The organism is Helicobacter sp. 13S00477-4 (assembly GCF_002272785.1).
In the GTDB taxonomy this organism is placed as follows: domain Bacteria; phylum Campylobacterota; class Campylobacteria; order Campylobacterales; family Helicobacteraceae; genus Helicobacter_J.
This window is the reverse complement of sequence record NZ_MLAS01000007.1, coordinates 1-19,960: the sequence shown is the minus strand read 5'-3', so window position 1 is coordinate 19,960 and position 19,960 is coordinate 1. Positions and strand designations below refer to the sequence as shown.

The window sequence follows — 19,960 nt, the reverse complement described above, 5'->3', positions numbered from 1 at the left end:
TAAAAAAATGAAAATCCTCCATCTAGTCTCTCAAGATACTGGAGGAGCTGGAAGAGCTGCCTTAAGACTCCATAATGCTCTGCTTGAAAGCTCAAATAACAAAGACGAAATAATAGAATCCATCGTGTTTGTCCAAAATAAAAATACAGACACAAAAAATGTAATGCGAATATCCAAAACAAAAACACAAAAAATACTAGAAAAAATTCGCCCTGCCCTCTGTCAGATACCTCTTTTATTTTACCCAAAACGTAAAAAAGATATATTCTCAATTGATTGGGTCCACAACAATCAACTCATCAAAACAATCAACTCCCTAAAACCAGATATCGTCCATTTGCATTGGATAAATAATGGATTTTTAAACATCAAGGATCTCAAAAAAATCAAAGCCCCCCTACTTTGGAGCCTGCATGATGCAAATCCATATACAGGGGGCTGCCATGTCATAGAACCAAGCTGCAAAAAAGAAAAATTCCATTGCCAAAAATGCCCTCTATTAAAATCCAATTTCAAATTTGACATGAGTTTTTTTACTTTCAGACAAAAAAAGAAAACCTATGCTAAACTTGATTTGACTATCAATGGTTTGAGCAGATGGATTGCAAATTGTGCAAGAGAATCTGCACTTTTAAAAGATAAAAAAATTGTCAATATCCCAAACCCTATCAACACTGATCTCTATAGCCCGCTAGATAAAAATATAGCTCGCAAACTACTAAAAATCAATCATCAAAAAAAAATCATTGCTTTTGGTGCTATTAATGCGACTACTCTAGACAGGAAAGGTTATCCAGAATTCAAAAAAGCTTTGAGATTTTTGAAAAACAAAAGCAATATCGAAATTTTGATTTTTGGGGCTAGTGGGAATGAAAATGGGGAAATTGAATATATTGAAGGCATACAGACATATTATTTAGGTCATTTACACGATGATATTAGCCTTCAGTTAGTCTACAATGCAGCAGATATTTTAGTAATGCCAAGCTTGAGTGAAAATCTATCCAACACTATTGTAGAATCTCTATCGTGTGCCACACCTGTAGTCGCATTTGATATTGGGGGGAATTCCGATATAATAGAACATAAAATCAATGGTTATCTTGCTACTCCTTTTGACCCTATGAAGCTAGCAAAAGGGATTGAATGGATTTTGAGTTTGGATGAGTTGAATTATCAAAATTTATGCACAAATGGAAGAAAAAAGATACAAGATACATTCGAACAACACCTTATAATCCAAAACTATATTTATCTATATAAGGAGATTCATGACTCTCATAAAATTACCTTTCAAGATAGTTAAAAAACTCTATTTGCAATTCAAAAAGATAATAAATAGGATCTTTTATCGACCTAAATGGCAAAATATGCGTCACCTCAAACCCATATCTAAAATATTTGGACTAGATAGAGGGACTCCTATAGACAGGATATATACAGATGATTTCCTTTCTAAAAATACACTTTATATTCAAGGAATAGTATGTGAAATAGCAGACGCGACTTATACAAAGCGATGGGGGGGGGGGCAAGTGAGTAAAAGTGAGATACTCCACTATACTAATGATAATAAAAAAGCTACGATTATTGGCGATTTGACAAAATATCAAAACTTACCTAAAGACTATCTTGATTGCTTGATTTGCACATTCACGCTTAATTTTATTGATGATTACCAAAAAGCCATTGAGGGCATCTATTCAATGCTCAAAACTGGAGGTGCTGCACTCATCACAGTAGCAGGATTGATACAAATCAGTCGATATGATTATCAACGTTGGGGGGATTATCACCGTTTTACAGATATGGGGATTAAAAATGCTTTTAGCAAAGTTTTTGGGGAAGATAATATTGAAGTAAGCACTTATGGAAATGTATTGAGTGCGATTGCTGAACTACAAGGGATTTGTGCAGAAGAACTCACAAGAGAAGAGGTATTTTATCACGATGAAGATTATCAAGTAGTCATTTGTATCAAAGCTCTCAAAAAATAAAACATCACGAGAAAATATATGTCATTGAAAACAAAAATAATACAATATTTGAATAATTTCAAACCTATTCAAAAAATATTTTCCGGTAAAGCTACTATTTTTATGCTACATCGCATCGCCCCTATAGACCCAAAAAGACTCCCTATCAATGAAAATATGAAGGTCAGTCCAGATTTTTTGGAACACTTTATCCTATCTTCAATCTCACAAGGCTATCACTTCATCTCACTAGATGATCTATATGAAAGCCTACGCAATAAAAAAACTTTGAGAGAAAAATCCTTGCTCATCACCATTGATGATGGGTATGAAGATAATTTTAGCTTTGGTTACCCTATTTTTAAAAAATACAATATCCCTTTTTGTATCTATGTATGCACAGCTTTCCCAGAAAAAACACATAATATGTGGTGGTTTGCCCTTGAAGATTATTTATTACAAAACAATTCTATAACATACAATGGCGAAATATTTGACACCTCAACATTAGAAGCCAAATCAATGGTATTTTTAAAATTGCGACAAATCATCATTGAAAACTCTCATAATTATACGGATACATCTAAGATAATGGATGATTTAAAAATTTTCTACGATCCCCAAGATTACAATCAATATGCCCTCAAATGGTATCAAATAGCAGAAATGCTCAAAGATAATATCACTACTATTGGCAACCACACCCATACCCACCCAATATTCAAAAATCTCACAACAAATGAAATTTCATCAGATATTTTAAGGGCAAATGAGCTTTTTAAAAAACATTTGAACCACACCCCAAAACATTTTGCTTACCCTTTTGGCAGCAGGATTGAAGTAGAGGAAAAGCATTTTAATCTGCTGCAAAATTTAGGCTTCCAAACAGCTGTAACGACTAGATCTGGAAATATATACCCTCAACATTCAAAATATCTAAGTGCACTGCCTAGGATATTCCTTCATGAAAATTTTAATCTACAAAACATTTCTAAAATCCGTAAAAAAATAATCATAACAAACTGACAATAGATTTTGCTTAAATCAAAGCCCAAGTATCAATGAGTAAAAAATGCTATAATTTTAAAAATCAGGATAGGATAAGAAATGAACATTGCATTAGAAAATACAGGACTTGATAATCATGAATTACAAACAATTCAAAATCTATTAGATTCTCAAAATCCAGATATTAAAGATGATTTAAATCAAATCTGGTATCTGATGGATAAAGTATGGTATGAATATGGTTGTGATAACAAAGCTTTAGATTGGTCAAAGATTGGAGAATATTACAACCATCCAGTATGGGTATTGAATGGACTTTTTATTGAAAATGATGAGATTTCAATGCAAATAAGACAAAATATTGCCTCCCATATTGCCCAATCAGATTTTCAAACCATACTTGATTATGGTGGTGGCTTTGGCAGTTTGGCAAAAGTAATTGCAGATAAATGCCCACAAAAACAAATTTTTATCTATGAACCTTTCCCAAGCAAGTATGGAAAAAAATGTATTGAGGGTTATAAAAATATCTCTTTTATATCTCAGCTTGAAGGGACGTTTGATTGCCTCATCTCTACAGATGTTCTTGAACATGTTGATGACCCATTAGAAACCTTTGCACAAATGATAGCTGTGCTTAAAATCGGAGGTGAAGCTATCATTGCGAATTGTTTCTATCCCTGTATCCAATGCCATCTACCAAAAAATTTCCATTATCGCTATAGCTTTAATTTTTTTGCCACAAAAATGGGGATGAAAAATCAAGGTATGCTAAAAAACACTCACGCAACGCTCTTTTCAAAAATCAAGGATCAAAAACTGGGTCCAAAGTTAAAATCTATAGGGGGGGGGGGCAAGTAAGGTAATGTTTCATATCATTTCCTCATTAGAATTCGCAAGACCTATTTTGCGACCTATCAAAAGATATATCCAATCCAAATCAAAAGGAACAAGATGAAATGTCCTTTATGTGAGCAAAATGAATGCAAAATCCAAGAAACTATCCAAAAAAAAGACTTGATAACCCTCTATCAAAAAGCCTTCAATATAGATATATCCTCTTTGATACAATCAAATATAAATTACTATATATGCAAACATTGTGATTTCAGATTCTTTGTTGATGAAAATGGCACAATGCCTACAGGAGATAATGCTTTTTACAACACACTCAATAAACTTCCCTGGTATTATATGAACGAAAAGAATGAATACCATTTCGCCAAAGATTTTATCCAACCACAACACAAAGTTTTAGAAGTTGGCTGTGGCAAAGGTGCATTTTCTTTATTCTTAAAAACAAATGACTACACAGGACTTGAATTCAGCACAGATGCAAAAAAAATTGCTAAGGAAAATGGTATTCATATTGAAAACTTATCCATTCAAGAGTATTCAGATTCTCATCAAGAATGCTTTGATGTCGTATGTAGTTTCCAAGTCCTAGAACATGTTTCAAATCCAAAAAATTTTTTAAGTTCAAAAGTAAAAAGTTTGAAGGGGGGGGGGGCTATGATCATTGCCATTCCAAGTGAAGATAGTTTTTTGAAAGATTGTGTCAATGGTATTTTAAATATGCCACCCCATCATGTATCGAGATTTTCAGATACTTGCCTCAAAAAAATTGCCAAAATATTTGATTTGGATTTGATAGAAATTTATCATGAAAATATCCAACCTGAACATATTGATTTGTACAAATCTATCATATGGACAAAGAAATTCCTATCTACACCTTTGATTGATAAAAGATTGGTGCGTAAATTCATTAATAGAGCTGGACTTATTGGAAAAAAATTCATCCACATCCCTCCAAAAGCTTATGGACACACTGTTGTTGCGGTATATCAAAAAAAGAGATCCAATGCAAGATACTGACAAACTACCCTTAGTCTCTATTATCACTGTTGTTTTCAATGATGAAAAAAACATAGCAAAAACAATAGAATCTGTTTTATCCCAAACCTATCCTCACATTGAATATATAATCATTGATGGAAAGAGTACCGATAGGACTGTGCAAAACATTGAAAATTATATAAACAAACCCAATACTTTCAAACATAAAATCACAAAATTCATCAGCGAAAAAGACGAAGGGATTTATGATGCGATGAATAAAGGGGTAAAATTCTGCACTGGAGAATGGTGTAATTTTATGAACAGCGGGGATATGTTTTTCAAAAATACAACTATAGAAGAAATATTCCCGCTTAAGACTTATAAAACATCTGAAAATAAACTTGGGGTTATCTATGGTGATTCACAACTCATCTATGATGCTTCACACTCTAAAATCTTATATTCAGCTTCACAAAAGCATAAATACCATCATCATTTTATCCATCAATCTTCTTTCACTTCTACAACACTCTTGAGGCAATATCCTTTTGATACACGATTTAAAATTGCTGCAGATTCAGACTTTTTTGCCAAAATCTATCATCAAGGTTTTTTGTTTGAAAAAAGAGATGTGATCATTGCCCAATTTAACCTCAATGGTATATCAGCAAATTTCTCTTATAAGATTTTTAAAGAATCTTGTATGATTGGGTATAAATATAATGCTTTATTCCCGGTATGGTTTTTTTCAAAAACAATTTTTTATATTTTGCCTCGTTTATTGATAAGAAAAATATTACCAAAAAAATTCCTCAATACTGCAAGGGTTTACCTAAGCAAAAATAAAATCTAAAGGTCTATAAAAAGTTCAAATGCAACAAAATCCCTTTATCTCTATCATCATTCCTGTATATCAGATACAAGCCTACATTTCAAGATGTCTAGAATCTTGTATCAACCAAACTTTTAAAGATATTGAAATCATCATTGTAGATGATTGTGGGACGGACAATAGTATCCTCATAGCCAAAGAATATGCCCATAAAGATTCAAGGATAAAAATCATTCATAACTCACAAAATATGGGTACATTCCACTCCAGAATCATAGGTTCAAAAAAAGCTTGTGGAAAATACATCTGCTATTTAGATGGGGATGATTTTTTGGATACAAAAACTTGCGAAATTTCAATGACAAAAGCACATATACTAGAAATTCAAGAGAAAAATTTACCCGATATTATACATTTTGGAATGCAATTTTTCCCACCAGATTGGAAACGCAAAACACCCAACATCATCACCAAAAACCTCAAAAATCAAAATATCTTAAAAAAAGTATTTCTACAACCTTCTACCCCTCCTTGGCATATATGTAGTAAAATCTATAAAAAAGATTTAATACACAAAGCAATCCAAAAGCTTGATTTTGTCAACGAAAGGTTAGTGATGGCAGAAGATGTTCTTAAAACTTTTGTAATAACCCTGCTTGCAAAAAGTTCTTGTGGGGTGAAAAATAAATTTTATTTCTATTGTGAGAATACCAACTCTATCACAAGACAAATCAATCCAATAATGAGGGATAAACGCATCAATGACCTCAAAAAAATCATCAATATCTTAGAACACCTTCAAGAGGACAACGAACTAAGCTCTCATCAATATTTTTATCCAGCAAAAAATAAAATTCAAAATATATTGCTCTCAGTCATTGAACTTGAATATCGTTTTGATGAAACAAAAAATTGTATCCCTGCTTATTTAAAAGCATGTTTAAAATCATTAAGGTATTATAAAAAATGGCAAACTTATGCTAGAATAATAGCTTTTATCATAAGCTTTGGGAAAATTAAATTTTAATGAATAAAATAAAAGATTTAGAATTTTGTCTTTTAGGGAAAACTGATGACAATACATCATCTGTTCCATTAAATCAAATCCGGAAATGGGAAAAAGAAGGATTGATTTCATATGGAGGGATGGTAAAAGACATTAGAAAATACATTGAAAATGCTAGCTGTATCGTTTTGCCTAGTTATTATCGTGAAGGAGTACCTCGAATATTGCTTGAAGCAATGGCTATGGAAAAACCCATCATCACAACCAATACTGCAGGTTGCAAAGAAACTATTTGCAATGGAAAACAATGTGGTGACCTCATCATTGGAGACAATGGAATCTTATGTGAAGCTAAAAATACCACCTCTTTAAAAAATGCTTTGGAATATTTTTTAAATCTCTCTAAAGAGCAACATCTAAAAATGGGGAAAGCAGGAAGAGAATTTGTAAAAAAATTTGATGTCAATGAAATCATTAAAATTTATAAAAATAAACTTGATATAAAAAAACCTATCATTGCTTTTGTATCCAACACTTCATTTGGGATGTATAATTTTCGATTAGAAGTCTTAAGAGAGCTAAAAAAACAAGGGTTCATCATCCATATCCTTTCACCTAAAGATGAATACACCAATTATTTTAATATAGAAGGTTTTTTCCATCATCCTATCAAGATAAATTCAAAAGGACTCAACCCTATTGAAGATCTCAAAACCTTTTTCCAAATCAAAAAAATCTTAAAATCCATTTCTCCATCAATGACCTTTACTTATACAATCAAACCTGTGATTTATGGTTCTTTGGTTTGTAGGATTTTGAAAATCCCTCATATCAGCATCATCACAGGACTTGGATATGCCTTTATAGAAGGTGGAGTGAAGAAAAAAATATTGTTATTTTTGATTTCAAACATGTATAAAATATCACTCAAACACAATTCAGAAATTTGGTTTCTCAATCATGATGATGAATTAGAATTTTTAAAAAGAAAAATCACACTCCCTTCAAAAACATTCCTCATAAATAGTGAAGGAATCAATCTAAAGCATTTTTTCATAAACCAAACCAACACCAAATCAAATAAGATCACCTTCCTCTTGGCAGCTAGGATGCTCTGGGATAAAGGGGTAAAAGAATTTATCCAAGCAGCTAAAATGATAAAACAACAATAAAACATTTTCAAACACTACAAGATTTAAGTATAATCTTTTTATGAAAATCTTAACAATATTAGGTGCACGTCCCCAATTCATAAAAGCTTCTTGCTTACAACGTTCATTCAAAAAATACCCTCAATTTGAAGAAATCATTGTGCATACTGGGCAACATTATGATTTAGAAATGAGTGAAATATTTTTTAAAGAATTGAATCTCTCATATCCTAATTATAACCTTCAATGCGGCAATAAACCTCACCTTGAAATGATTTCTGCTATGCTTAAAAATCTCCATAAAATAATCTTAAAAACAAAACCAAATGCACTACTTGTTTATGGAGATACTAATTCTACACTTGCAGGTGCATTGAGTGCGTGCAAAACTCAAACTCCTCTTATCCATATTGAAGCCGGATTACGCAGCTTTGATTTTTCAATGCCTGAAGAAAGTAATCGTATCCTCACAGATAGAGTTTCTTCACTCCTTTTTTGCCCTACACAAACAGCAATACAAAACCTCAAAAATGAAGGATTTGAAAACTTTGAATGCAAATTCTACTATAGCGGTGATGTAATGAAAGATAATGCTATTTTTTACTCAAAATATGCCAAAAAACCATCAATTCCTATTGAATCTGAATTTGTCCTAGCCAGTATACACAGGGTACAAAATACGGATGATAATCAAAGGTTTAAAAATATTTTTGAATCACTAGATTTTATCGCTTCAAAGACACAGGTTATCTTGCCACTACACCCAAAAACAGCCTTCAAACTCAAAAATCAAAACTTCAAACTCCCCCATATTACTTTTACAAAACCTTTGAGTTATCTTGAAATAATTTGGCTACTCCAACACACAAAAGCTGTGTTTACCGATAGCGGTGGACTACAAAAAGAAGCATATTTTTTCAAAAAACCTTGTTTTGTCCTCAGGGATAAAAGCGAATGGCAAGAACTCATCACAAACAAATGTGCAATTTTATTAAAAGCAGATAAAGAAAATATTATTCAAGCTTTTGATAATATACCCGATATATTCACAAAACAATTCCCTACTCATCTGTATGGAGAAGGAAATGCTGGAGATTTTATCCTAGAAAAAATTTTGGAGACATTATGATACCTTTTGGGATAATTGGAGTGGGAGGTTACATTGCTCCCAAACACCTCAAAGCGATCAAAGATACTGGCAATACGCTTTCCTGTGCATTTGACCCAAGAGATTCTGTAGGGATACTTGATAGTTATTTCCCACAAGCAGATTTTTTCACAGAATTTGAACGTTTTGATAGACATATTAATAAATTGACTCATAAAAATCAAGGCATTCAATACCTTTCTATTTGTTCACCCAATTACTTACATGATAGTCATATACGATTTGCCCTAAAAAATGGAATAAATGCAATTTGTGAAAAACCTTTAGTGTTAAATCCTTGGAATATAGATAGCCTTGAACAAGCACAAAAAGAAACTGGCAAAAAAATCTACACCATACTCCAACTTCGCCTCCATCCCCATATCCAAAAACTTAAAGCTCATGTGCAAAAAGAACTCATCAAACATCCAAATAAAGTCTATGATATCACATTGACTTACATCACGGCTCGAGGCAAATGGTATTTTGTTTCATGGAAGGGCGATGAGGCGAAAAGTGGAGGGATTGGCACTAATATTGGGGTACATTTTTTTGATATGCTATGTTTTATTTTTGGAAACCCAAAAATAAATATTGTTCATATCCATAAACCTGATTGTATGGGTGGGTATTTAGAACTTAAACACGCTAGGGTTCGTTGGTTTTTGTCTATCAATGCCAATCATCTCCCCAAAGATATTCAAGCAATGGATAAGAAAACTTACCGCTCAATCATAATAAACAATGATGAAGTTGAATTCAGCGATGGATTCACAAACTTGCATACAAATAGTTATGAAGAAATCCTTCAAGATAAAGGATTTGACTTGAAAGATTCTAAAGAATCTATCCAAATCATCCACGATATTAGGAATACCTCTCCAATAGGTTTGGCTGGAGATTACCATCCGTTATGCCAAAGGATTTGAATGGATTACTTTACCCATCACACAAGCTTTATTGATGATAATGTTATCATTGGAAAAGATTCTAAAATATGGCACTTTTGCCATATTTTGACTGGAGTTATAATCGGTCAAAATTGTTCTTTTGGTCAAAATTGCGTTGTGGGACCCAATGTAAAAATTGGCAATAACTGTAAAATCCAAAACAATGTCAGTGTTTATGAAGGTGTAGAATGTGAAAATAATGTATTTTTAGGACCTTCAGTGGTTTTTACAAATGTCTATAATCCAAGATCTTTCATCATAAGAAAAAATGAATACAAAAAAACACTTTTAAAAGAAGGTTGCTCAATTGGGGCAAATGCTACGATTATATGCGGTGTAACAATTGGAGAATATGCTTTTATAGCAGCAGGGGCAGTAGTGAGGGAAAATATCAAACCTTTTGCTCTAGTAGCTGGCATACCATCTAGGCAAATTGGCTGGGTGGATAAGGGTGCTCAAAAAATGACTTTTGATGATAAAGGCAAAGCAACCGATAGTTTTGATGGCACAAAATACAAATTACTCAATGACGAGATAATAATTGATGAAGATTGACTTTGCAAATCTATTACAATCCCATATTGAACACAAAGATGAAATCCAAAAAGCTATTTCAAAGACTATTGAAAATTCTTCTTTTATTATGGGTAAAGAAGTTGAAGCTCTAGAAAATGAATTATCTACTTTTGTAGGATGTAAATATGCAATCACCTGCTCAAGTGGCACTTCTGCTATCCTGCTTGCCTTACTTGCCATTGACTTACAAGCAGGCGATGAAGTCATCACAACACCTTTTAGTTTCATCGCTGCAGCAGAAATGATAGCTTTTTTAGGAGCCAAACCTGTTTTTGTCGATATCAATCCCTATACTTTTCAGATTGATGAAAAACTCATTGAACCAGCTATCAATCAAAAAACAAAAGCTATTATCCCTGTAAGCCTTTTTGGGCAAGTAGGTGAAATGGATTCCATCAATACGATTGCCAAAAAACATAATTTAATTGTCATTGAAGATGGTGCTCAAAGCTTTGGAGCAGAATACAAAAATAAAAAAAGCTGCAATCTAACAACCTTAGCTACAACAAGCTTTTTCCCTGCAAAACCATTAGGATGCTATGGAGATGGTGGAGCGGTATTTTGTAATAATGCTTCACTTGCCAAAAAAATAAAATCACTCAGGATTCATGGACAAACCAAACGATACAACCATCAATATATTGGGATTGGTGCTAGACTTGATGGCTTACAAGCATCTATATTGAGGATAAAACTCAAATATTACGTCTCACAAATCGCAAAACGTCAACAAATCGCAAAACTATACAAAAAATACCTCGTAGAAAAAAACATCATATTGCCAAAAATCTCTACTGATGTAAAAAGCATTTATGCACAATATTGTATCCGTTCATCAAAACGAAAACAAATTGAAAAAAATCTGCAAAACTGCCATATTCCTTATGCTATCCATTATCCAAAACCTTTACATCTCCAAAAATGCTTTGACTACCTTGAGTATAAAAAAGGTGATTTTCCCATTGCTGAAAAAATCTCTAAAGAAATCCTAAGTCTTCCGATGAACCCATACCTCAAAGAAAATGAAATCAAATATATCTGCACTCATCTTTTATAAGGAGGCTTGATGAATAAAACCATTGCAGTGATTGGGCTAGGGTATGTAGGTCTTCCTTTGGCATTAGAATTTGGTAAAATTTATCCCACCATTGGTTTTGATATCAATCCCTTGCGGATAAGAGAACTCAAAAATCATCAAGATTCTAACCTCCAATCTTCCCAAATAGATTTTGAAAAATCCATATATTTAAACTTCAGTAATGAAAAAAGTTCTCTATCAAAAGTCAATATTTATATCATCACCGTCCCTACACCTGTAGATAATTATAAAAAACCTGATATATCTGCTTTGATAAAAGCTTCAGAACTCGTAGGAAAATATTTAAAAAAAAATGACATAGTCATTTATGAGTCCACTACTTACCCAACTTGCACTGAAAATGAATGTGTGCCTATTCTAGAAAAAATAAGCAATCTTATTTTCAATCAAGATTTTTTCGTAGGCTATTCACCTGAAAGGATAAATCCTGGAGATAAACAAAATACAATAAAAACGATTATAAAAATTACTTCAGGTAGCACCAAAGAAATCGCCAAAGAAATTGACTCTCTGTATGCTTCAATTATCCCTGCAGGGACATATCTTGCTCCATCCATACGTGTCGCTGAAGCAGCCAAAGCTATTGAAAATGCACAAAGGGATTTGAATATTGCTTTTATGAATGAATTGGCTATTATTTTTGAAAGATTAGATATTAGCGTTTATGAGGTTATTGAAGCAGCTAAAACTAAATGGAATTTTCTGCATTTTACACCCGGACTTGTTGGAGGACATTGTATCAGTGTAGATCCTTATTACCTCACCCATATTGCTACCTCTTTGGGTTATCACCCAAAAGTTATCGCTGCAGGGAGATATATTAACGACTTTATGCCTACTTTCATTGCACAAAAAATCATCAAATTATTAACAAAAAATAACATCACTCCCCTAAAAGCAAAAATATTAATATTAGGGGTTACCTTCAAAGAAAATTGTAAAGATATCAGGAATTCAAAAATTGCCCAAGTCAGACAAGAACTCATAGAATTTGGTTGCAATGTTGATGTATGGGATCCCATAGCAGACAAAGAAGAAGTTTTAAAAGAATATGGCTTTAAAATCTTAACCAACAACCCCCTCAATCAAACCCCAACTCAAAAATATGAAGGTATCTTGATAGCTCTTGCACACGAAGATTTCAAACATATTGAACTTTCAAATTTGATAGAAAAAAATGGCGTAATTTATGATTTAAAAAATTTATTCAAATCTGATTACGTTGTAAAAATATAAACTGTTACTTATAATAAAATTCATCTGGATTATTTTTTCTAATGTTACAATATCTCTCATAATTATATTATCTTATTATTATTTAATAATGATAATAAATTTATTTTTTTAAAAATGTTACCTTTAGTAAATATTTAAAATATAAAAAATTACTTTTTGTTATATTTTAATAAAAAATCTTATAAGATAAATCCATCTATATTGATTTCAATCAATATGATTCCAAAATTCAAACCTAACAAAAAGGATCATTATGTTTTTTAAGAATGCAATCGTACGAATCCCTCCTAGAACTATTATCAATGGTATTACTAGTGCAAATTTAGGAAAACCAATTTATGAAAAAGCATTAAAACAACACGAAGATTATGTCATAGCATTGACAAAAGCAGGGCTTAATGTCACTGTTTTAGAACCAAAAGATGAATTCCCAGACTCTTGTTTTGTTGAAGATGTTGCACTTTGCACAAAACATTGTGTGATTATTTCACGACCAGGTGCCTCTACAAGACAAAAAGAAGTAGAACTTGAAGATATGCAAAGTACTTTGAAAAAATTTTATCAAAATATAGAATACATTCAATCACCAGGAACTGTAGAGCCTGGAGATATATTGATGATAGGGAATCATTTCTATATTGGTCTTTCAAAAAGGACAAACCAAGAAGGTGCCAATCAAATGATTAAAATTTTAGAAAAATATCAATTAAGTGGTTCTATAGTCACCCTAGAAGAATTTTTACACTTAAAAACCGGGATTAATTATATAGAAAACAATAATATTGTTGTAGCAGGAGAATTTATCAACAAAACTGAATTTGCCCAATATAATAAAATCATTATCCCTGAATCTGAAGCCTATAGTGCAAACTGTCTCTGGGTGAATGATTATGTTTTAGTACCTAAAGGATTCCCCACGATTTTAGAAAAAGTTAATGCCTTAGGATATGAAACATTAGAAGTCGATACTTCTGAATTTAGAAAAATAGATGGCGGGTTAACTTGCTTGTCATTGAGATTTTAGTCCTACGATTAAGATATTTTAATTCTTAATAAAGGGATAAATATGGGAACTGGTTATAACTTTAAACAAGATATAAAAACACGTCAGCTTGTGATGATGGCATTTGGTGGATCTATTGGTGTAGGATTTTTCATAGGAACAGGAGAAACTATATCTGGAGCTGGACCAGTTGGTGCTATCATTGCTTATTTATTGGGAGCATTTATCCTATATGCTGTCATTTTATCTTTGGGTGAAATAGGATGTTATCTACCTACTAGTGGAAGTTTTGGCGATTATGCTCATCGATTCATAGGTCCTTTTTCAGGGTATTATGTTTATATTTCTTATTGGGTAAATTGCGTACTTGGAAATGCTATTCAATATATAGGCATAGGCTTTTTAATGCAAAAATGGTTTCCAGATTCCCCTCTTTATTTATGGATACTATTGTCTTGTGCTTTAGTATTCATAATCAATTCTTATCAAGTCAAGATTTTTGCAGAAATAGAATACTACCTTTCTTTTATTAAAATCATTGCAATCATTCTTTTTTTGATTTTTGGCATTTATAAGATTATTGATAGTTTATATTTTTATCATTTTTCTTTTGAAGGCTTGGAGAATGTTTTTTCTAATTTTTATATCAATGGTGTTTTCCCTAATGGTCTTTTCGCATTATTTTCAGCAGTTGTTTTTATCAGCTATGCCTTTGCTGGTAGCGAAGTTATAGGCGTAGCAATAGGTGAGACTAAAGAACCAAAAAAAGCTTTGCCTATAGCCATCAGTGCTATTTTATGGAGGATGATTGTATTTTTCGCAGGTGCAGTTTTTATCATATCTGTTTTCTTACCTTATAATGATGCTAGGATTACAGAGAGTCCATTTGTAGCCGTTTTGGAAATTTGGAAAATTCCTTATGCACCTGATTTGATCAATGCGATTATTATCATTGCTATTTTTTCATCATCAAATACTGGTATTTATGGATCAGCAAGGATGCTTTGGGGATTATCTGAAAAAGGCTATATGCCTAAAAGTTGGAGTAAAATCAACGCCAAAGGTGTGCCTATGAATTCCTTGATACTCTCTACAATCATTTCTTTAATTGGATTGATTTCCATATGGGTTGAGCCTCAAAAAGTAATCAGTGCTTTGATTGTAATTGCAGGCTTATCAATGATGTTTGTATGGATGAGTGTTAGCATATCTCAATATAATTTTAGAAAATGGTATTTAAAAGAAGGTCATCAATTAGAAAACCTACCCTTTAGAACACCTTGGACGCCTTACACACAAATATTTGCAGTATTTGGTTGTGCGATACCTATAATAGTAAGTTGCATCATTGGTGAATATAGGGATTATGTTTGGTATACCTTTGGCTTGATGGCAATAATTTTTGTGATGTTTCAAATCACAAAACGTTTGAATAAAACATCTTGAAATAAAAGGATCTTTATGAGGCAAACAACAAATAAAATCGTGATGTTGAGACCAAATGCTTTTGGTTTCAACCAACAAACAGCAGTGAATAATTTTTTTCAACAACAAGATTTTAGAGCAATAAAAGATATACAAGAGCAAGCATTACGTGAATTTGACAAAGTAGTGTTTGCCCTAAAACAAGAAAATATCAATGTATACACAATTCAAGATTATGATATCTGGCACACTCCAGATAGTATTTTTCCAAATAATTGGTTTGTTTCTCTAGATAAAAACAAACTTTTCTTATGCCCTATGTTTGCCAATAATAGACGTTTAGAAAGACAAAAATTTCTAGGATACGTGCTAGAAGCTATTGGTAGTGAATGTTTAGATATTTATAACTTAAGTGGCTTTGAAAAAGAAAATAAATTTTTAGAAGGGACAGGGAGTATGGTGCTAGATAGAGTCAATAGAGTCGCATTTGCTGCAATATCCCCAAGATGTGATGAAGAAATCCTTGAATTATTTTGTAAAAAATATGATTTCAAATCCATTGCCTTTACTTCTTATCAAAGCGTGGATGGAAAACGACTACCCATATACCATACAAATGTAATGATGTCGATAGGAGAACAATATGCTATTGTATGTTTGAACAGTATTGACAATGAAACAGAACGAAAAAATGTCAAAAAAGAGCTTGAAAACCTCAATAAAGAAATCATTGAAATAGAAGAAAATCAACTCAATCATTTCGCAGGGAATGTGCTTAATATTGAAGATAATAATGGAAATCCATTAATGGTAATGTCACAAAGTGCTTATAATATTCTGAAAAAAGAGCAAATAGAAAAACTATCTGAAAGGCTAAAAATATTAGCTCTAGATATCAGCACGATTGAAAGGATTGGCGGAGGATCTATGAGGTGCATGATGGCTGAGATTTTTGCTTAATCCTCTCAATACTCCTCTTAATTATGAGGAGGTAGGTTTTTATTTTGTTCATCAAATCAATGTTATAAAATTCCTTAAATCTCTTCTTTAATACCTCAAAATCTAAAATAAGATCATTAAGGCATATATTAGATTATTGGAAGAAAAAGATGCTGCTTGGTTGTTCAGGATATAGAATTGTATTATAGATTGGAGATGAATCTTTTGGATAATTAAAATTAAAAAGTTTGATATTGTTTTTTAATATGATATTAATACGCTTTGAAATACATCAATTTAATTTATCAATATATTTGCTTTGTTTTTATTTTTCATGTTTTAAGTATTAGAAATTTTCCTTCAAAACAATACCTCAAAATCAATTTTGTGATAAAATGTAAGAGAAAATTATACTTAAAAAGGATTCAAAATGGAGTATCGTATTGAACATGACACAATGGGTCAAATCAAAGTAGAAAACTCAAAGTATTGGGGTGCTCAAACTCAAAGAAGTTTTGAAAATTTTAAAATAGGGATTGAAAAAATGCCCAAAGAACTCATTTATGCTTTCGCCAAACTCAAAAGATCATTAGCAGTTGTAAACCACTCTTTAGGCAAACTGGATGCATCAAAAAGCAAAGCAATCATTCAAGCTTGTGATGAAATCTTAAAAGGACAATTTGATGATATGTTTCCCTTATCTATCTGGCAAACAGGAAGTGGCACGCAAACAAATATGAACCTCAATGAAGTTATAGCAAATCGAGCAACTGAAATTTTGGGGGGTGATTTTAAAAATAAAAAACTTGTCCATCCTAATGATGATGTCAACATGTCTCAAAGCTCAAATGATACATTCCCTACAGCGATGCATATTGTATCAGTTTTAGAACTGAATCAAAAATTACTCCCTTCTTTAGATAGACTACACAAAACCTTGAAAGAAAAATCTGAATCATTTAAAGATATCATTAAAATAGGTAGAACACACCTTCAAGATGCAACTCCCTTAACTTTAGGACAAGAGTTCAGTGGATATGCTAGCATGCTTGAACATTCAAAATACCAAATTCAAAGCTCTTTGGAGCAAATCAGAGAACTCGCTATCGGTGGTACTGCTGTAGGAACTGGCATAAATGCACATCCAAAATTGAGCGAAAAAGTTAGCGAAGAACTTTCAAAGCTCACAGGTGAAAAGTTTCTTTCCTCTCCAAATAAATTTCATTCCCTTACCGCACATGATGCTTTAGTTTTTGCACACGGTGCACTCAAAGGATTGGCAGCTAACCTGATGAAAATAGCAAATGATATTCGATGGCTCGCTTCTGGTCCAAGATGCGGGCTTGGTGAACTGATAATTCCAGAAAATGAACCTGGCAGTTCTATAATGCCAGGCAAAGTCAATCCAACCCAATGTGAAGCTGTAACAATGGTTGCAATTCAAGTGATGGGCAATGACACGACTATTGGCTTTGGAGCAAGTCAAGGAAATTTTGAATTGAATGTTTTTAAACCTGTGATTATTTACAATTTTTTACAAAGCTTGAGGTTACTTGCTGATTGTATGGATTCTTTCGATGAGCATTGTGCAAGAGGCATTGAAGCAAATTTAGAAAAAATTGATTACAACCTCCATCATTCGCTAATGCTAGTCACTGCACTCAACCCTCATATAGGATATGAAAATGCTGCGAAAGTAGCTAAAAATGCTCATAAAAAAGGTATCAGCCTTAAAGAGTCTTGTATAGAACTTGGATTTTTAAGCGGTGAAGATTTTGACAAATTTGTGATACCAGCAAATATGATAAAACCAAAAGAATAAAATTTTGATTTGTGGGATTGATGAGGCTGGAAGAGGAAGTCTTTGTGGTAGCATGTTTATTTCAGGAGTAGCTTGCGAATCTAATGTAGCTGATTGGTTAGTTACTATTGGCATTAAAGATAGCAAAAAACTTTCTAAATCCAAAAGATTCCAACTAGCTGATTTATTAAAAAAAAATGAGTATATCCATATCCATACTGTAGAAAAAACTTCTAAACAAATTGATACATTAGGTCTGAGTAGATGCTTGAAAGAATCTTTAGAAGAAATTATTGATAAATTACAATTTTTTTCTAAAGAATTTTATATGGATGGCAATACTTTGTTTGGTCTATCAAGCACAAATCATTATCAACTAATACCTTTAATCAAAGGTGATGATAAAATACCTCAAATTTCAGCAGCTTCCATCATCGCAAAAACCTCTAAAGATAACCAAATGTTGGTTTTAGATAAAATCTATCCACAATATGATTTTAGCAATAATGCTGGATATGGAACTAAATCACATTTAAAAGCACTTGAAGAATTTGGACAAATTGATGAACACCGAAAAAGTTTTATTTTGAAAAAGAAGCTTTTTTAAGCTAGACACAGATAAGGAATTTTACAAAATTAAAAAGACAAACTTTTCAATGAAGCTTCATCAATCAATCTTGACTTATAAGTTGAAATAACATATAATTCCACTCTTGCTAAAAAGCTTGTTTATTCCAGATTAGCTCAGCGGTAGAGTAGGCGGCTGTTAACCGCTTGGTCGTAGGTTCGAATCCCACATCTGGAGCCATAAATACTTTCTTTTCATATACATATCATAACATTTCACTACATATTGATACACATTTTTATCTTCAAATTTCCTCATTCAGGCATTTTATTCTTAAATATTGCTTAATTATATTACATATGATTACATATGATATACCTATCATAACATATTGCAGTCTTTAAAAAGTGGTTACCAAAATGGATACCAAACTTGTTATAATATTGAAGTTTTAATTTTGATAACCACTTAACCATAAATGTCTTATAGAAGGAGTTTGTTTGACAGAATTAGAAATTAAAAATGCCAAAGCCAAAGAAAAGAATTATTTTTTATCAGATATTAATGGCTTAAGACTTCTTATTAGAACTAGTGGGAAAAAAATATTTGAGTTTCGTTACACCTATCAAAAACAAAGAAAAATCACTACGATTGGACATTATCCTCACACTACTCTTTTACAAGCAAGGAAGAAAGCATTAGAATATCAAGAGCTTTTAGCTAACAATAAAGACCCTCAAGCCATCAAAAAAGAAGAAGCTATTGCTTTGATAGCAGATATAGAAGGACAAGTCCATAAGATTTATGAAAAATGGTTTGATTTACAAGAACAAAGAAAACTCCACATCAGAACTATACAAAGAATCAAAAGCTTTATTGAAAATATTTTCCTACCTCATTTTTCAAAATATGACAAAGAAAGGAATATCATATCTTCTTTGAACATCAATGATATTAGTCATAAAGATGTGATTGATATTGTTCTTAAATACCAAAAGAAAAGTGGTTCTGATTTGGCTTTAAGGATGTTTAGGTATGTAAGAGCTATATGGAATTATGCTTTTATGTCAGGATTTTTAAAAAACAATCCTATCAGCAATATTGCCATCACTCAACTCCTACCTCCTGTGATTAAAAACCATTACGCTAAGATAACTGATGAAACAATATTAGGAGAATTATTAAGGTGTATTGATGATTATAAACATTCATTAATGATTCAATCTGCTTTACAATTTGTAGCCCTCATCCCATTAAGGTCAGGAAATCTCTGCAAGCTCAAATGGAAATATATAGATTGGGAGAATAAGACACTCAGTATTCCAAGAGCTGAAATGAAAGATAACAATAAGAATATCCCTGATTTTAAAATCCCTTTATCCAATCAAGCTATTAATATCT

Annotated in this window: 19 protein-coding genes and 1 tRNA gene; all 20 read left to right on the top strand. The window is 32.1% G+C overall.

Annotated elements, in window-relative coordinates; translation table 11 throughout:
* Positions 1 to 7 precede the first annotated feature (7 nt).
* The gene (locus tag BKH44_RS04590; RefSeq protein WP_095270482.1) at positions 8 to 1,306 is read left to right on the top strand and encodes a glycosyltransferase family 4 protein; all 1,299 of its coding nucleotides are present in this window, start codon (positions 8 to 10) and stop codon (positions 1,304 to 1,306) included.
* Positions 1,272 to 1,997 (top strand): methyltransferase domain-containing protein, encoded by a 726-nt coding sequence (locus tag BKH44_RS08710; RefSeq protein WP_143428303.1) that lies wholly within the window; start codon positions 1,272 to 1,274, stop codon positions 1,995 to 1,997. Before BKH44_RS04590 ends, BKH44_RS08710 begins: the two co-directional genes overlap by 35 nt.
* An 18-nt stretch (positions 1,998 to 2,015) precedes the next feature.
* Positions 2,016 to 3,002 carry a polysaccharide deacetylase family protein gene (locus BKH44_RS04580; protein WP_095270480.1) on the top strand — a complete coding sequence of 329 codons (987 nt, stop codon included), beginning with the start codon at positions 2,016 to 2,018 and terminating at the stop codon, positions 3,000 to 3,002.
* A gap of 81 nt (positions 3,003 to 3,083) precedes the next feature.
* Complete coding sequence (locus tag BKH44_RS04575) at positions 3,084 to 3,845, top strand: class I SAM-dependent methyltransferase (protein WP_257842591.1); 762 nt, start codon at positions 3,084 to 3,086, stop codon at positions 3,843 to 3,845.
* A gap of 93 nt (positions 3,846 to 3,938) precedes the next feature.
* Positions 3,939 to 4,862 carry a class I SAM-dependent methyltransferase gene (locus BKH44_RS04570; protein WP_095270478.1) on the top strand — a complete coding sequence of 308 codons (924 nt, stop codon included), beginning with the start codon at positions 3,939 to 3,941 and terminating at the stop codon, positions 4,860 to 4,862.
* The gene (locus BKH44_RS04565; protein WP_095270477.1) at positions 4,849 to 5,679 is read left to right on the top strand and encodes a glycosyltransferase family 2 protein; all 831 of its coding nucleotides are present in this window, start codon (positions 4,849 to 4,851) and stop codon (positions 5,677 to 5,679) included. Before BKH44_RS04570 ends, BKH44_RS04565 begins: the two co-directional genes overlap by 14 nt.
* A 19-nt stretch (positions 5,680 to 5,698) precedes the next feature.
* Complete coding sequence (locus tag BKH44_RS04560; RefSeq protein WP_095270475.1) at positions 5,699 to 6,685, top strand: glycosyltransferase family 2 protein; 987 nt, start codon at positions 5,699 to 5,701, stop codon at positions 6,683 to 6,685.
* Entirely contained in the window at positions 6,685 to 7,836 is a 1,152-nt protein-coding gene (locus tag BKH44_RS04555) for a glycosyltransferase (protein WP_095270474.1), read from the top strand. The genes BKH44_RS04560 and BKH44_RS04555 overlap by 1 nt, the downstream gene beginning before the upstream one ends.
* Positions 7,837 to 7,876: 40 nt before the next feature.
* Positions 7,877 to 8,944, top strand: a complete 1,068-nt coding sequence (wecB, locus tag BKH44_RS04550) for a UDP-N-acetylglucosamine 2-epimerase (non-hydrolyzing) (RefSeq protein WP_095270472.1) — start codon at positions 7,877 to 7,879, stop codon at positions 8,942 to 8,944.
* The gene (locus BKH44_RS04545) at positions 8,941 to 9,891 is read left to right on the top strand and encodes a Gfo/Idh/MocA family oxidoreductase (protein WP_095270470.1); all 951 of its coding nucleotides are present in this window, start codon (positions 8,941 to 8,943) and stop codon (positions 9,889 to 9,891) included. Before wecB ends, BKH44_RS04545 begins: the two co-directional genes overlap by 4 nt.
* The gene (locus BKH44_RS04540; protein WP_095270468.1) at positions 9,892 to 10,467 is read left to right on the top strand and encodes an acyltransferase; all 576 of its coding nucleotides are present in this window, start codon (positions 9,892 to 9,894) and stop codon (positions 10,465 to 10,467) included.
* The gene (locus BKH44_RS04535) at positions 10,457 to 11,545 is read left to right on the top strand and encodes a DegT/DnrJ/EryC1/StrS family aminotransferase (protein WP_095270466.1); all 1,089 of its coding nucleotides are present in this window, start codon (positions 10,457 to 10,459) and stop codon (positions 11,543 to 11,545) included. The genes BKH44_RS04540 and BKH44_RS04535 overlap by 11 nt, the downstream gene beginning before the upstream one ends.
* Positions 11,546 to 11,554: 9 nt before the next feature.
* Positions 11,555 to 12,823 (top strand): nucleotide sugar dehydrogenase, encoded by a 1,269-nt coding sequence (locus tag BKH44_RS04530; protein WP_095270465.1) that lies wholly within the window; start codon positions 11,555 to 11,557, stop codon positions 12,821 to 12,823.
* Positions 12,824 to 13,076: 253 nt separating this feature from the next.
* Positions 13,077 to 13,847: an arginine deiminase family protein gene (locus tag BKH44_RS04525; protein WP_095270463.1), complete on the top strand. Its 771-nt coding sequence runs from the start codon at positions 13,077 to 13,079 to the stop codon at positions 13,845 to 13,847.
* Positions 13,848 to 13,889: 42 nt separating this feature from the next.
* Positions 13,890 to 15,272, top strand: a complete 1,383-nt coding sequence (locus BKH44_RS04520; RefSeq protein ID WP_095270461.1) for an amino acid permease — start codon at positions 13,890 to 13,892, stop codon at positions 15,270 to 15,272.
* Between the two features lie 15 nt (positions 15,273 to 15,287).
* Positions 15,288 to 16,211, top strand: a complete 924-nt coding sequence (locus BKH44_RS04515; protein WP_219349884.1) for an arginine deiminase-related protein — start codon at positions 15,288 to 15,290, stop codon at positions 16,209 to 16,211.
* A gap of 409 nt (positions 16,212 to 16,620) precedes the next feature.
* Positions 16,621 to 18,012: a class II fumarate hydratase gene (fumC, locus tag BKH44_RS04510; RefSeq protein WP_095270459.1), complete on the top strand. Its 1,392-nt coding sequence runs from the start codon at positions 16,621 to 16,623 to the stop codon at positions 18,010 to 18,012.
* A 4-nt stretch (positions 18,013 to 18,016) separates the two neighbouring features.
* Positions 18,017 to 18,598 carry a ribonuclease HII gene (locus tag BKH44_RS04505; RefSeq protein ID WP_095270457.1) on the top strand — a complete coding sequence of 194 codons (582 nt, stop codon included), beginning with the start codon at positions 18,017 to 18,019 and terminating at the stop codon, positions 18,596 to 18,598.
* Positions 18,599 to 18,724: 126 nt separating this feature from the next.
* Positions 18,725 to 18,799, top strand: a tRNA-Asn gene (locus BKH44_RS04500).
* Between the two features lie 260 nt (positions 18,800 to 19,059).
* A partial coding sequence (locus BKH44_RS04495) for an integrase arm-type DNA-binding domain-containing protein (protein WP_095270455.1) occupies positions 19,060 to 19,960 on the top strand: 901 nt, incomplete at its 3' end.